The organism is Mesorhizobium captivum (assembly GCF_033977165.1).
Lineage (GTDB): Bacteria > Pseudomonadota > Alphaproteobacteria > Rhizobiales > Rhizobiaceae > Mesorhizobium > Mesorhizobium captivum.
This window is the reverse complement of record NZ_JAVIJB010000041.1, coordinates 11,865-25,124: the sequence shown is the minus strand read 5'-3', so window position 1 is coordinate 25,124 and position 13,260 is coordinate 11,865. Positions and strand designations below refer to the sequence as shown.

Genomic DNA, 13,260 nt, shown 5'->3' with positions numbered 1-13,260 from the left:
TTAGTCGATGGACACCCATTCGCGCAGCTTCATCAAGGCGCTTTCCTGGCGCGCCACCGGCACGGTCGATACGATGATCATCTCGCTGGTCATAACCGGAAGCGTGAAGCTCGCTGCAGCCATCGGTGGGACTGAAGTTGTCGCAAAGTCGCTGCTGTTTTACCTTCATGAGCGAGCATGGCTGAAAATTCCTTACGGCATGCACAAGAAGCCGGCCTCGTCGTCGGCGACCGAGGCAGAGCTAAATCCGGTCAAGAAAAGCTAAAGCGGCGTCGACAATTTCTGCATTGCCCGGTGCGTCCATCCATGGTTTGAGGCCAACTCATTCAGGATCGCTTTCCGCGCCATGCTGCCCCTTATCGCCCTGTTCATTGCCGCCTTCGCTTTCGGCACGACTGAATTCGTCATCGCCGGCGTGCTGCCGGAGGTGGCGGAAGGTCTTGGCGTCTCCGTGCCCACCGCCGGCTATCTTGTTTCCGGCTATGCCTGCGGCATCGCCATCGGCGGCCCGCTTCTGGCGCTTGCGACCGGAAGGGTCTCGCGAAAGGCGCTGCTCATCGTACTGACGATCGCCTTCACCCTTGGCCAGGCGGCTTGCGCGCTGGCGCCCGATTTCACTTCGATGCTTCTCATGCGCATCGCAACCGCCGTGGCGCATGGCTGCTATTTCGGCGTCGCCATGGTGGTCGCGGTCAGCCTGGTGCGCGAGGATCAGCGCGGTCGGGCGGTAGCGGTCATCCTCTCGGGGCTGACGGTCTCCAACGTCATCGGCGTGCCGGCCGGCACCGCGATCGGCGGTCTCTGGGGCTGGCGGGCGACCTTCTGGGTGATGTGCGCGCTGGGCGTCGTAGCGATCGCCGCCATGCTTGCGCTGCTGCCGCGCACGGCAGGCGCCGCCAACCGGCCCGCCGGCTTGGCGCGCGAAGTGCGCGTGCTCGGCCGCCAGCAGGTCTGGACCTCGCTCATCCTGATGCTGATGCTGATGATCGGCCAGTTCGGACTGTTCACCTACATCACGCCGACGCTGATCGAAGTCACCGGCCTTGACGAGAGCCTGATCCCCATTGTCCTGCTGCTCAACGGCGTCGGCGCCACGATCGGCGTTCTTCTGGGCGGCAAGCTTGCCGACTGGAAGCTGATGCCGTCGCTGATCGCCATCCTCTTCCTGCAAGCGGTCATGTTGGTCGTGATCTATGCCGTAAGCCCCTATCCGGTGCCGATGATCGTTGCGATCGTCATCTGGGGCGGTCTCAACTTCGCCATCGGGGCGCCGATCCAGACCCGCATCCTGGCGTGGACGGCGGATGCTTCGAACCTTGCCTCCTCGCTGATCCCGTCGGGCTTCAATGTCGGGATAGCGCTCGCAGCCTCGCTCGGCGCCGCGATGCTCAATGCCGGCTTCGGCTATCGCAGCCTGCCCGTCGCCGGCGCGCTCGCCATGCTGGTGGCGGTCGCGGTGGCGGTCGCCTCGCAGGCCTGGGAATGGCGAAGCCGCGCGACCCCGCCGCTGCCCGCGGCGGCCGAATAGAACGCCGCTCTTGCCCGTGAGGGGATCTAAAGCATGTCTCCCGAAAGTGGGAACCGGTTTTCGGGACAAAGACATGCGTAAAATCAAAAACTAAAGCGCATGGAGCGAATCTGAAAGATCGCGACGCGCTTTAAAGATCGATCCGGTACTTGAGGCTCTCCGCGCCGCCATAGGCGGCAAGCTTGGCGAACCGCCCGACGAGAATGCCGCCATTGGCCAGGATCACCTGCTGCGAGGCGGGATTGTCGAAATCCGTGGTGATCTCGACATAGTCGAGCCCAACCGCCCTCGCCTCTTCCAGCATCAGCCGCAGCGCCTCGGTGGCATAGCCGCGGCCCCGCTTCCACGGTACCACGGCATAACCGATATGGCCGAGCACGTGAGGTAGCAGCGCCGACGTGCCCCTCTGCCAGCGAAGCCCGATCGAGCCGGCAGCCTCGCCGTCCCAGATCCAGCGCCGGAAGCCGGGCAGCCGTGGCACTTTTGTCCCGTCGGGCAATGCGACGGGCGGCCCCTTGGCCTCGGGATCGTCAAGACCGGCGAGAAATGCCACCGGATCTTCCTCGATGGCTACGAGCTGCTCACGCGTCGTCTCCAGGAGCCGGACATTGTCCGGCGACCAGCCGCGCTCCAGCGCCTCCTTGTAGGACGGCAGGTGTTCGAGCGCGGGCTTGACGATCTCGATCATGGTCCTGTGTCCTTTGCGAGCTGGGCAGGCATAGCCGCAGCCAGGATTGCCCTCAAGCTGCCTGGAATTGGATCTCGCCCTTGTTCAGGAAACATGTCTTGTCGAAGAGCGACAAATCCAGCGGATTCGGGAGCCGGATATCGCCTAGTTCGGGAAATGGCTTCTTCGACGGATCGTATGACCGGTCGATCTGCGAGATAAAGACCAGGATCAGTCCCCTGTCGCGCGCGAAAGACCTCAGCATCGGAATCTGAACCATCAACTCCGGATTCTCGCGTCTCTGATCGAGCAGTTGCAGGTAGTCTATAACTGCCAGCGTCCCGCGAGGCGCTGTCCGGAGCTTGCCGATGATGTAGTCGGCACAGATGGTGTCCGAATTGTCGAATTCGAACAGGCCGTCGAAAGCGCCGGCTCGACCCCGATGACGCGAAACCGGCGCAGAATGTCCGTGTGCGTATACTCCAGCGTGAAGAACACGCTGTGTCGGCCGGACTTCATCGCCTCGACCGCAAGCTCGAGGCTCATCAAGGTCTTGCCTTGGCCAGGCCTGGCGCCGACCAGCACGAGGTCGCCAGGCGCCAGTTGCGCAAGCAGGCTGCCGGCGGGTGTGGCCTCGCCAGCTTTGGCCGCGAGCAGGCTCCAGCTGGCAAAGCCCTCCCCGGCAGCGACACGATCGAGGGCCTGGTGAAGCGGCACTCTGTCCCTGCGGGACAAGAGCTTGGCCTGACGCTTCAGATGATAGACGGGCACGGAAAGGCGCATCGAAAACCTCCTGGTGCGAGCAGTCTTGGCAACCCTTCCTTATGCCTGGTGCTCGAACAGTCGGTTCAGCGATCGAATGCCCCGCATGAACAATGCTTCCCGATTGGAGGGAGGAGGCGTGGGCGCGCCGAATCAAATGATACCCCGATACAAACGCGCCGGAAATCACGGATGTTCAGGACACGCTAAACTAGAAGTGTTTCGCCGATTGGCACGACGCCTTTTATGATTGGCGCAGGTGATTCACCGCAAGAGATAGCGGTTCGAGAGGGGAGTTAGTCCGGTGCGGTCGAAATCTGTTCCGTTGGGTATCGCCTTCCTCGGCCTCATCGCCGTTGCAATCGCCCTGACGATCTCGCCCCAGTCTTTCGCAGCGTTGCGGCCCTCGAATATTCCAGCCTGGCTGCAGGCCCATGTCGGCGAGGGCGACGGTCAGATCACGCAATTGGTCCTGGAGAGGGCGCGCGCGCTTTACCTGAAAAAGGTGAGCGAAGGTTCGGTGAGAAATCCCTGCTACTTCGCCATGGACGCGACGCGTCCCGGCGATTTGGGCAATGGCGTTTTGGGGCGCCGTTATTACATCATTTGCGAAGCCGAACAGAGCTTTCGCGCGGTTTCGGCGGGCCACGGCGGAGGCCGCAACCTGAAGGGTGTCGCGGATTTTTCCAACGGCAGGCGTTGCGCGAAAAACTTCGGCAACGCGATGGATTCGGAACTCACGGCCGGCGGCGCCTACATGACCGCCGAGGCCAAAACCTCGTTCAAGGGCTACTATCGCGTCGGCGCAAAGCAGGATGCGGTGTTCATGCGCACCTTCATTCAATTCGACGGCGAAGGCGAAACCGCGAATGCCAGGCAGCGGGTGATCGGCGGCCACCCGGCCGCGTTGCTGCGGGGAATGTGCCTTCGGAAAAGCCCGAACAGCTCATACGCCGACCACGATGGCTATGTGCCCTTTGGCAAGCTGGTGAATTACGCCGGCGGCCGCAGCAATGGCTGCACCAGCTGGTCGCCTGCGGATGCCGAGCAGATCATCCCGATGGTGAAGAACAATCCGACGACGCTCTACATCTATCCGGAGTCACGAGACATTGCCGCCATAGCGCGTACCGTGGCTGCCAGACAGTCGTTGTCAGGTGCCGGACTGTACTGGAATGCATCCTGCCTGAAAGAGATCGGCTCCCCAAAATTCTGGCCGAAGAAGATGCTCGAGCCGGTCATCGCGCAATACAAGAAGGATCACCCGTTGCCGCCTGCGCAACCGGTGCCGATCTGCAAGGAGCCGTGAGGTTTTCTGACGGCGCCGCCGTGAGGCCGCCAACCAGGGGCGATCCTACTGAAGCAACCCCTTGACGCGTTGCCTTGGTGAAGTCCATTCGCCCGTCACTGCCTGCGACCGTTCGCTTGCAAACATTGCGAGGCACCATTCCGATCGGAGTTCGTCGTACCGCAGTATGTAGAGCGCGCCATCGCTGCCCTTCACCTTGCAGTAACGGTAACCGACACCAAACCATTGGTCGACCATCTCGACAACATCCACCGGGTCGCCGTTGAGGTGGAATCTCCTAGGCACTTCAATGTCGCCGTCTTGCCGGGTTTCGACCTTGATCCGCATACGCGCCTCCGCGCTTTGATAAAGGCTGATTGTCGCCTCTTCACCTAAGCACTCGCCTGACCGCCTGCCACCCTGACCGGATCGGGTGGCCTCGCCGGTCGTCGCTATCGAAAGAGCGGACAACCGCAAGACGATCTACAGCACTTGTTCGAGAAATGCCTTCGTACGCGCCTCTCGCGGGTGATCCAATATTTCCTGCGGCGAGCCGTGCTCCACGATGACGCCTCGATCGGTGAAATAGATGCGGTTGGCGATCTCGCGGGCGAAACCCATCTCATGGGTGACCAGAATGCACGTCATCCCTTCCCCTGCCAGTTCGCGTATGGTGACGAGCACTTCCTTGACGGTTTCGGGGTCGAGCGCGGCCGTCACCTCGTCGAACAACATCAAATCCGGGCGCATCGCGAGCGAGCGGGCAATAGCGACACGCTGCTGCTGGCCGCCCGACAATTCTCCAGGATAGGCGTCTTCCTTCCCTTCGAGGCGCACCTTCCTGATAAGCGCTCGCGCGCGTCCCTCGACCTCGCTTCGATCCTGCTTGAGGACATGGATCGGCGCCATCATGATGTTCTGAAGCGCGGACTTGTGCGGGAACAGATTGTACTGCTGGAAGACCATGCCCACCTTGCGGCGCAGCGCCAGCTTGTCCACTGCCGGATCGTTGACCTCCTGTCCCTCGACAGTGATCGAGCCGGAATTGATCGGCACCAGCGCGTTGATGCAGCGGATCAATGTCGATTTGCCGGAACCCGACGGTCCTATGATGCAGATGACCTCGCCCTTCATCACCTGGAAGCTGATGCCCTTGAGCACTTCGATCTGGCCGAACGACTTGTGCACGTCATGGAGACGCACCATCGGTTCATCGGGGGTCCAGGTTGCCATGACTCAGCCCTTGACGTTGAAGCGCCGCTCGAGGCGGACAGTCCAAAGGTTGATCGGATAACAGTAGATGAAGAAGCACAGCAGGGCGAAAGCGTAGAGTGGCGCCAGAAGGTCCGTTCGACCGCCTTCGGCATTGTGAACTTGCGCGGTCAGGGTCAGCATCTCGTTGATGCCCACGACCGAGGCCAGCACCGTCGCCATCGTGACCAGCGAATAGAGGTTCATCCAGGGCGGCAGCATCCGCTTCACGCACTGGGGCAGAATAATCATCCACATCGTCTGGCGGCGGCTGAAAGCCAGCGAGTCGGCTGCTTCCCATTGGCCGCCGGGAATGGATTGCACCGCCCCGCGCACGATCTCGGCGACATTGGCCATGACCGGCAGCGCAAAGCCGATGACGGCCTTGACCCAGTCCGGAAACGGAATGGTGACGTCGCCGATGCGGAACTCGTAGGGGATCAGGTACATGGCGAAGAACAGCAGCACCAGCCACGGCGCGTTGCGGAAGAACTGGGTCAGGACCCACGCGCACCGGCTGAGCCAGCGGAACTCGCTCAATTGCAGCAGGCCAAGGCCGAGGCCCACGATCGTGCCCAGCGCCATCGACAATATGGAAATAAGAAGATTGAAGCCGAAGCCGGTCAAAAGCAGCGGCATCCATTTGATGATGACGCCGATTATCGACAGCTCTTCCGAACCTGTCTGGGCGCCCGCGGCGGGCGCGAACAAAAGGACTGCCGCGGCCAAAGCCAGGCCGTGCCAGGCGCGAAACCGCAAAACCCGCACGGAAGGCGGCCGAACCGGCAGCAGCACGGGCAGGTCGGTCGTTGGCGTGGTGCGCCCTTCCGTCATTGCCCGAATCCTGGAATGCGCAGCGACCGCTCCCAGCGGTGCATGACCCATACGAGCACGCCGACCAGCAGAACGAATGTGGCCAAGAGCACGCACATCATTTCCGTCACGTTCTGCGATTCCGCCCAGATTTGCGTGACGGCATAAAGCGCCTCGGGAACCGCAATGGCGTAGGCAAGCGTCGTGGTCTTCAGCAAATTGACCAGGTTGTTGTTCAACGCCGGCAGGCAGACACGCAATGCCAGCGGCAGGACAACATAGCGGTAGGCGCCGAGGCGCGTATAGCCGAGAGCCTCGGCCGCCTCCACCGTGGTTTGCGGCACTGCTTCGATCCCGGATCGGAAGATTTCGATGTTGAAGGCGCCGGCAAACAGGGAAAGGGAAATGATCGCCCACTGCACATTGTTGAGCAGCGGTTCGCGCAGACCGATGTCATTGTAGCTGGCAGGCAGCAACTCGCCCATGCCGAAATAAAAGAAGAAGATCTGAACCAGCGGGGGCGTGTTGCGGAAAATGACGACGAAGATCTCGATGAAGCCCCGCACCAGCCTGATCCGCGAGCTTTGCAGCCAGGCGCCGATCACGCCCACGACGAGGCTGATGAGGATCGACACGACGCTCAGGTAGATCGTCATGCCAACGCCCCTGGCGAACTGGGTCGCATCGTAGGGATCGTAGAAGATCGTAAAATTCAGCCCTGTAGTTTCGTAGAGGCTACGAAACCAAGCGGCGATTTCCTGCATGCATATCACCCACTGGCAGACGCAACCAAGGCGCGCGGTCTTTGGGCGACCGCGCCGGTCGCTTGAGACATGTCAGCTCTGGTTCTTGTACTTGTCGTGCATGCGCTTTGAATAATCCGTAGGCTTGATGCCCCACTTCTGTTCGAGGTCGACGATCGTGCCCTTCTTCATCCACTCGGTCGTGGCCTTGGAAACGAAATCCCTCAGGTCGTCATTGCCCGGCGCTACGGCCATGATCCACGGCGTCTCCATGATGCCCTTCAGCGGCATGGAATAGTCGGCGGACCATTGCTTATCGAGGAGTTTGCCCTGGATGAATGTCTGGTCGTAAAGATAGCCGACGCAATTGCCCTGCTTCAGCGCGACCAGCGGCTTGTCGGAGCCATCGAGCCCGACGATCTTGGCGCCGTATTTTTCGGCGACCGACTTGTTGTAAAACGACCCGATCGTCGCGCAGACCGGCTTGTCTTTCAGGTCCTCCCAAGACGTGATCTTCGCGCGGTTCGATGCCAGCACATTGACGGAATCCGAATAATAAGGCGGATCGACTGCTTCCACAACCTTCCGGCGCTCCGGCTTGTCGGACATGGTGGCGATGAGAAGGTCGATCTTTCCCTGCTTGAGGAACTCCATCCGGTTGGCGGCGACGACAGGCACGAATTCCAGCTTGACGCCGAGTTGCTTGGCGAGATCGGCCGCGAGATCCGGCTCGATGCCGACGATCGCCCCGGACGGATCGCGGAATCCGAATGGCTTGTAGTCGGCCTTGGTTCCGACGATCAGCGTGCCGCGGGCCTTGATGTCGTCTAGCTTGCCCGCCGACGCCTGCGCCGTCAGCATGGCAAGCGTGATACCCGCAACGATAAAGGAAAGTCTCTTCATTCGCTCCACTCCTCCCGGATAATGCGCGTCGTGCCCGTCTCAACAGTGGTCATAGCGGAAGCAGACCAGTCGGAATGACAACAAGCTGGTAGCGTCGAAGCTAGAGCGCGCTTACGGAAGGTCAATGAAACGAATGGACCCGCAACGTCTTTAGGCCCTCCCCGGTTGGCCAGCAGGCCGTGCACGCTGGACGATCGTCGAGGCCAACACATCGAGGGCGTCGATTTTCTCCGCGTCGGCATCGAGACCGTCGACAAGGAGCGAAAGTTCGGTGCAAGCGATCGCCAGAAAATCGACATCGCCGGCAAGCAACTGGCGCGCTACGACATTGAATCGGCTGCGCAAATCAGCGGTCGCACCTTCTTTCTTGACCGCCCTGATGATGGCCATGATTTCCGTCTGATCGTCGGGATATCGGGTTTCGATTCCGAATGCTTCGAACGCTCTTTCGTAGAGTCCCAGTTGCAGCACCGCGCTGGAGGCGAGCATGCCGATGCGTCGATGGCGCAGCGGCCGACGCGCGATCGCCTCGGCGGTCAGCGTGACCATGTCGAGAAGCGGTATGCGCACGGCCGCCGCGATATCGCCGGCGTAGACATGGGCGGTGTTGCAGGCGATGGCGAGCATCGTGGCGCCGGCGCTCTCCAGCCCCTTCGCCATACGCACCAGTTCGTCGAGCGGGCTCGGCCCGGTGCCGTTGATGAGCGCATCGATGCGGGATGGGACTTTCGGGTTCTGGTCGACCAGAAGGTGGATGTGGTCGGCGTCGTCCGCGGCGGGCGTTGCCTCCATGACCCGGCGCATCAGATCGATCGTGGCCGCCGGCCCCATGCCGCCGAGCACGCCGACGACGGGGTGAGCGGGCGGATAGTAGCGGCTCATCTTGATAGGACCTTCTGAATACCCTTCGGAGTGGGCGGGATGCCGGTCAGAAATTGCTCTGGAGATCGGTAGGGTAACCGAACAACCCGGCCGAGCCGCCGGTGTGGAGAAAGACGACGGTCTCGCCTTTCTTGAAGAAACCCTTCTTCGCCAGATCGATCAGCCCGGCCATGCCCTTTCCGGAATAGACCGGGTCGAGCAGGATGGCATCGGTGCGCGCCAGCATGCGGATCGCCTCGATGGTATCGGCAGCCGGCAAGCCGTAGCCCTCGCCGACGTAATCGCAATTGGCGACGACATCCTCGCGGCTCACGGCACCGGCAATGCCAAGCTTCTCGGTCGTCCGGCATGCGAGTGAAAAGACGTTTTCCTCCTGCTTTTCCTTCGGCGCGCGCACGCCAATGCCGAGCACCGGCACGCCGCTGTTGATGCCGACAAGTCCGGTGACAAGGCCAGCCTGGGTTCCGGCACTGCCGGTCGCATGCACGACATGATCGATCCTGAGGCCGATGGCGTTCGCCTGGTAGACCAGTTCGATGGCGGCATTGACATAGCCAAGCGCGCCGGTCGGGTTCGATCCGCCGCCCGGTATCGTGTAGACTTTGCGGCCCTCGGCGCGCAGCCGTTCGGCGGTCTTTTCCATCTCGCCGTTCATGTCGGGACTGGCCGGGCACCGCTCGATCGTCGCGCCATGCAGACGGTCGAGCAGCACATTGCCGTTTTCCTTGTAGTCGAAATCGGTCTTGCCGGTGCGGTCCTCCAAAAGCAGATGGCAGGCCATGCCGAGCTTGGCGGCGGCAGCTGCCGTCTGCCGCGCATGATTGGACTGGGTGGCGCCCTGCGTCATGACGGTGTCGGCGCTTTCGGCCAGCGCTTCCGCCATCAGGAATTCAAGCTTGCGCGTCTTGTTGCCGCCGGTCGACAGGCCGGTGCAGTCGTCGCGCTTGATCCAGATCTCCGGACCGTTCAATTCCCTGGTCAGGTTCTCGAGCCGTTCGAGAGGAGTGGGCAGATGGCCGAGCGCAACACGAGGATAGCGGGCGAGATTCATCATCGTGTCCTCCTTCATGGCAGGAAATACCGCACCGTTTAGGGATGGCGCCGGCACGGCTTGAAGCGGACCTACGTGCCCAGCCTTACATGGGCCTCGCTCCGGAGGCGGCAAGAACGCCTACTGAAGCAAACTCTTGACGATGGCGCTGGCCTTGGCGAAGTCCATCTGGCCGGCATATTTCTGTTTGAGCGCGCCGATCACCTTGCCCATGTCCTTCTGGCTGGCCGCGCCGGTGGCAGCGACCGCCTCGCGCGCCGCCGCCTTGATCGCCGCGTCGTCGAGCTGCGTCGGCAGGAACTCGCGGATGATCTCCATCTCGCCGCGTTCCTGAGCGGCCAGCTCCGGCCGCTTGCCGTCCTCGAACGCCTTGGCCGATTCCTCGCGCTGCTTCACCATCTTGGAGAGAATCTGCAGGATCTCTTCCTCGCTCGCCGCCGGCTTGCCGGCGCCGCGATTGGCGATGTCGCGGTCATGGATGGCGGCCTGGATCAGCCTGAGCGTCGGCAGGCGATGCTTGTCCTGCGCCTTCATCGCACTCTTCATGGATTCGGCGATTTTTGCGCGCATGGTGCTTTCTCCTTCGACCGCGGCGGACCATAACGCTGCCGATTGCGCAAGGCAAATTTCGTACTGCGCTGCAAATCACTGATATTGTTGGACGAAATAAATCGATGCCGGTTTGCGGCCGCATCATTGACCGTTTTGGCGCCTTCCCCTATGTACTCGGCCCTGCATGTGACAATCAGTAGGCGCGCTGAGGGCTCGAGAAATCGCTGCCGCGCGCCGTTTGCTGCGCAAATCGTCCCGCAACGGGACGATCCGCAAACAGCCTTAGGAGTGCCGCCATGGCAGCGATGACCGCCCCCTGGGCCACCGAGAAGCCGACCGCCCTTCTGGTGCTTGCCGACGGCACGGTGATCGAGGGCCGCGGCCTGGGCGCCACCGGATCGGCCGTCGCCGAAGTGTGCTTCAACACCGCGCTCACCGGTTATGAGGAGATCCTCACCGATCCCTCCTATGCCGGCCAGATCGTCACCTTCACCTTCCCGCATATCGGCAATGTCGGCACCAACGCCGAGGATATCGAGGATTTGCATCCAGCTGCCCGCGCGGGCGCCGTCGGCGCCATCTTCAAGGCCAACGTCACCGACCCGTCCAACTACCGGGCGGCAGGGCATCTCGACCAGTGGCTGAAGAAGCGCGGCATCGTCGCGCTTTCGGGCATCGACACCCGCGCGCTCACCGTGCTGATCCGGGAAAAGGGCATGCCCAATGCCGTCATCGCCCACGCGCCCGACGGCGTCTTCGACCTCGACGACCTGAGGCGGCGCGCCGCCGGCTGGTCGGGCCTGATCGGGCTGGACCTCGCCAAGGAGGTCACCTCGGGCCAGTCCTCGGTCTGGCGCGAGACGCCGTGGGTCTGGAACAAAGGCTTCGGCGAGCAGGACGAGCCGTCGGTGCATGTCGTGGCGATCGACTATGGCGTCAAGCGCAACATCCTGCGCCTGCTCGCCGGCCTCGGTGCCAAAGTCACCGTCGTGCCGGCCCAGACCGGCGCGGAAGAGATCTTGGCCATGCAGCCGGATGGCATCTTCCTGTCGAACGGCCCGGGCGATCCGGAAGCGACCGGCGAATATGCCGTGCCCGTCATCCAGGATCTCTTGAAGACCGACATCCCGCTGTTCGGCATCTGCCTCGGCCACCAGATGCTGGCGCTGGCGCTCGGCGGCAGGACCGAGAAGATGCATCAGGGGCACCACGGCGCCAACCATCCGGTCAAGGACCACACGACCGGCAAGGTCGAGATCGTCTCGATGAACCATGGCTTCGCGGTCGATGCCGATTCGCTGCCCGAAGGCGTCGAGGAGACGCATGTCTCGCTCTTCGACGGCTCGAATTGCGGCATCGCGCTGACCGGCCGGCCAGTGTTCTCGGTCCAGCACCATCCCGAGGCCTCGCCCGGCCCGCAGGATTCGCACTATCTCTTCCGCCGCTTCGCCAACCTCATCCGCGAGCGGCGCGGCGAAGAAGCGATGGCCGAGCGCGCTTAGCGCCTATCGAGACAAGCCCTCAAGCCGGGTCGGTCACAGCTTCCTGCGCATGCATGCGCTCGACCTCCTTTGGCGTCGGCTTGGCCACTTTCGTCACGAAGACGACCACCGCCAGCGTGAGAAAAATGGCGCCGAGCACATAAGGCGCCCCGCCGAACTCAACCGGCGCGCTCGGCCCGGTGAACCAGGAAAAGATCGCCGTATAAAGCAGCGGCGTGATGATCGAGGTGATCGAGAAGATCGATGTCATCGCGCCCTGCAGCTCGCCCTGCGCCGACGGCGGCACCTTGGCGGCCGCAAGGCTTCTCAGCGGCGGGTCGGCAAGCGCCTCCAGGCAGCCGGCGACGATCACCGCGTAGATCATCCAGCCTTGCGTCGCAAACGCGTAGCCGAAGGCGCTGAGTGCGGTGAAGGTCAGGCCGATCGCCGCCGTCTTCCACTCGCCGAGCGTGGGGATGGCCCGCGGCAGCACCGTCGCCATGATGATCGCGCCGCACAGGCCGAAAGCGCCGAGCGAGAAGCCGATCTGCTGCTCGTTCCAGCCATAGCGATAGCTGGAAACGAAGGACCAGACCGCCGGATACATCATGTGGCCGAGCGTCATCAGGAAGAAGACGAGTCCGATCCAGCCAATGCCCGGATAGTTGCGCATCTGGATGAGCGTGCCGACCGGATTGGCCCGTTTCCACTCGAAGCGGCGACGGTGCTTTTCGTCCAGCGTCTCCGGCAGGAAGAACATCGCGATCAGGAAATTCACCAAGGCAAGCCCCGCCGCGAAGTAGAACGGCACGCGCGGCCCGAACGTGCCGAGCAGGCCGCCGAGCACCGGGCCGATGACGAAGCCGACGCCGAAGGCGATCCCGAGCAGGCCGAAATTCTTGGCCCGGTTCTCGTCGTTCGAGATGTCAGCGATGAAGGCGGACGTCGTCGAATAGCTGGCGCCGGAAATGCCGGCAAGCACGCGCCCGATGAATAGCATCGGATAGGACCACGCGATGGCGCAGATCAGATTGTCGATGGAAAAGGTGAGCACCGAGGCAAACAGGATCGGCCGCCGGCCGAAGCGGTCGCTCAAGCCGCCGATGACCGGCGCGAAGAAGAATTGCATGGCCGCATAGACGAAGAACAGCCAGCCGCCCTCGATCGCCGCCTCGCTGACGCCGACCCCGGTCAGTTCCTGCAGATAGGCCGGCAGCACCGGCATGATGATGCCAAAGCCGATGACGTCGAGCAGCAGCGTCGTGAAAACGAGCGCAAGGCCCCGTCTTGCGGTTTTTGGGTCGATCATGGTGATAAGCTCCTCGGCCGCCTGGGCGGG

General features: G+C 62.4%; 14 protein-coding genes and 1 pseudogene. 4 read left to right on the top strand and 11 right to left on the bottom strand.

Features of this window, described 5'->3' with window-relative positions; all coding sequences use genetic code 11:
* Window positions 1-7 precede the first annotated feature (7 nt).
* Window positions 8-265: a DUF2061 domain-containing protein gene (locus RFM40_RS26965; RefSeq protein ID WP_320229348.1), complete on the top strand. Its 258-nt coding sequence runs from the start codon at window positions 8-10 to the stop codon at window positions 263-265.
* A gap of 81 nt (window positions 266-346) precedes the next feature.
* A complete protein-coding gene (locus RFM40_RS26960; RefSeq protein WP_320229349.1) occupies window positions 347-1,528 on the top strand; it encodes an MFS transporter in 1,182 nt (393 codons plus the stop codon).
* A gap of 130 nt (window positions 1,529-1,658) precedes the next feature.
* On the opposite strand, the gene RFM40_RS26955 is transcribed toward RFM40_RS26960, so the two are convergent.
* Together RFM40_RS26955 and RFM40_RS26950 are read right to left on the bottom strand one after the other, a co-directional pair.
* Window positions 1,659-2,216: a GNAT family N-acetyltransferase gene (locus tag RFM40_RS26955; RefSeq protein ID WP_320229350.1), complete on the bottom strand. Its 558-nt coding sequence runs from the start codon at window positions 2,214-2,216 to the stop codon at window positions 1,659-1,661.
* Window positions 2,217-2,268: 52 nt separating this feature from the next.
* Window positions 2,269-2,978, bottom strand: a pseudogene (locus RFM40_RS26950) (DNA helicase).
* A 283-nt stretch (window positions 2,979-3,261) separates the two neighbouring features.
* On the opposite strand from RFM40_RS26950, the gene RFM40_RS26945 reads away from it, so the two are divergent.
* Window positions 3,262-4,266: a hypothetical protein gene (locus tag RFM40_RS26945; protein ID WP_320229351.1), complete on the top strand. Its 1,005-nt coding sequence runs from the start codon at window positions 3,262-3,264 to the stop codon at window positions 4,264-4,266.
* Window positions 4,267-4,311: 45 nt separating this feature from the next.
* On the opposite strand, the gene RFM40_RS26940 is transcribed toward RFM40_RS26945, so the two are convergent.
* The 8 genes from RFM40_RS26940 to RFM40_RS26905 form a co-directional block, all read right to left on the bottom strand.
* Window positions 4,312-4,593 (bottom strand): hypothetical protein, encoded by a 282-nt coding sequence (locus tag RFM40_RS26940; protein ID WP_320229352.1) that lies wholly within the window; start codon window positions 4,591-4,593, stop codon window positions 4,312-4,314.
* A gap of 135 nt (window positions 4,594-4,728) precedes the next feature.
* Complete coding sequence (locus tag RFM40_RS26935; RefSeq protein WP_320229353.1) at window positions 4,729-5,478, bottom strand: amino acid ABC transporter ATP-binding protein; 750 nt, start codon at window positions 5,476-5,478, stop codon at window positions 4,729-4,731.
* Window positions 5,479-5,481: 3 nt separating this feature from the next.
* Window positions 5,482-6,330: an amino acid ABC transporter permease gene (locus tag RFM40_RS26930; RefSeq protein WP_320229354.1), complete on the bottom strand. Its 849-nt coding sequence runs from the start codon at window positions 6,328-6,330 to the stop codon at window positions 5,482-5,484.
* A complete protein-coding gene (locus RFM40_RS26925; RefSeq protein ID WP_320229355.1) occupies window positions 6,327-7,073 on the bottom strand; it encodes an amino acid ABC transporter permease in 747 nt (248 codons plus the stop codon). The genes RFM40_RS26930 and RFM40_RS26925 overlap by 4 nt, the downstream gene beginning before the upstream one ends.
* A gap of 72 nt (window positions 7,074-7,145) precedes the next feature.
* The gene (locus RFM40_RS26920) at window positions 7,146-7,955 is read right to left on the bottom strand and encodes a transporter substrate-binding domain-containing protein (protein WP_320229356.1); all 810 of its coding nucleotides are present in this window, start codon (window positions 7,953-7,955) and stop codon (window positions 7,146-7,148) included.
* 150 nt (window positions 7,956-8,105) lie between these two features.
* On the bottom strand, window positions 8,106-8,798 hold the full coding sequence (gene cuyB / locus RFM40_RS26915; protein ID WP_320229357.1) for a cysteate racemase: 693 nt from the start codon (window positions 8,796-8,798) through the stop codon (window positions 8,106-8,108).
* 85 nt (window positions 8,799-8,883) lie between these two features.
* Entirely contained in the window at window positions 8,884-9,888 is a 1,005-nt protein-coding gene (cuyA, locus tag RFM40_RS26910; RefSeq protein ID WP_320229372.1) for a D-cysteate sulfo-lyase, read from the bottom strand.
* Window positions 9,889-10,008: 120 nt separating this feature from the next.
* Entirely contained in the window at window positions 10,009-10,458 is a 450-nt protein-coding gene (locus RFM40_RS26905) for a GatB/YqeY domain-containing protein (RefSeq protein WP_126098871.1), read from the bottom strand.
* 278 nt (window positions 10,459-10,736) lie between these two features.
* Here RFM40_RS26905 and carA point away from each other — a divergent pair, with 278 nt between their 5' ends.
* A complete protein-coding gene (gene carA / locus RFM40_RS26900) occupies window positions 10,737-11,942 on the top strand; it encodes a glutamine-hydrolyzing carbamoyl-phosphate synthase small subunit (RefSeq protein WP_320229358.1) in 1,206 nt (401 codons plus the stop codon).
* Window positions 11,943-11,961: 19 nt separating this feature from the next.
* Here carA and RFM40_RS26895 read toward each other — a convergent pair whose 3' ends face one another.
* Window positions 11,962-13,230 carry a TCR/Tet family MFS transporter gene (locus tag RFM40_RS26895; protein WP_320229359.1) on the bottom strand — a complete coding sequence of 423 codons (1,269 nt, stop codon included), beginning with the start codon at window positions 13,228-13,230 and terminating at the stop codon, window positions 11,962-11,964.
* Between the last annotated feature and the right edge of the window lie 30 nt (window positions 13,231-13,260).

Coding starts and splice junctions, on each gene's coding strand:
- RFM40_RS26965 (WP_320229348.1), top strand. CDS start 8: ATGGACACCCATTCGCGCAGCTTCATCAAGGCGCTTTCCTGGCGCGCC.
- RFM40_RS26960 (WP_320229349.1), top strand. CDS start 347: ATGCTGCCCCTTATCGCCCTGTTCATTGCCGCCTTCGCTTTCGGCACG.
- RFM40_RS26955 (WP_320229350.1), bottom strand. CDS start 2,216: ATGATCGAGATCGTCAAGCCCGCGCTCGAACACCTGCCGTCCTACAAG.
- RFM40_RS26940 (WP_320229352.1), bottom strand. CDS start 4,593: ATGCGGATCAAGGTCGAAACCCGGCAAGACGGCGACATTGAAGTGCCT.
- RFM40_RS26935 (WP_320229353.1), bottom strand. CDS start 5,478: ATGGCAACCTGGACCCCCGATGAACCGATGGTGCGTCTCCATGACGTG.
- RFM40_RS26930 (WP_320229354.1), bottom strand. CDS start 6,330: ATGACGGAAGGGCGCACCACGCCAACGACCGACCTGCCCGTGCTGCTG.
- RFM40_RS26925 (WP_320229355.1), bottom strand. CDS start 7,073: ATGCAGGAAATCGCCGCTTGGTTTCGTAGCCTCTACGAAACTACAGGG.
- RFM40_RS26920 (WP_320229356.1), bottom strand. CDS start 7,955: ATGAAGAGACTTTCCTTTATCGTTGCGGGTATCACGCTTGCCATGCTG.
- cuyA (WP_320229372.1), bottom strand. CDS start 9,888: ATGAATCTCGCCCGCTATCCTCGTGTTGCGCTCGGCCATCTGCCCACT.
- RFM40_RS26905 (WP_126098871.1), bottom strand. CDS start 10,458: ATGCGCGCAAAAATCGCCGAATCCATGAAGAGTGCGATGAAGGCGCAG.
- carA (WP_320229358.1), top strand. CDS start 10,737: ATGGCAGCGATGACCGCCCCCTGGGCCACCGAGAAGCCGACCGCCCTT.
- RFM40_RS26895 (WP_320229359.1), bottom strand. CDS start 13,230: ATGATCGACCCAAAAACCGCAAGACGGGGCCTTGCGCTCGTTTTCACG.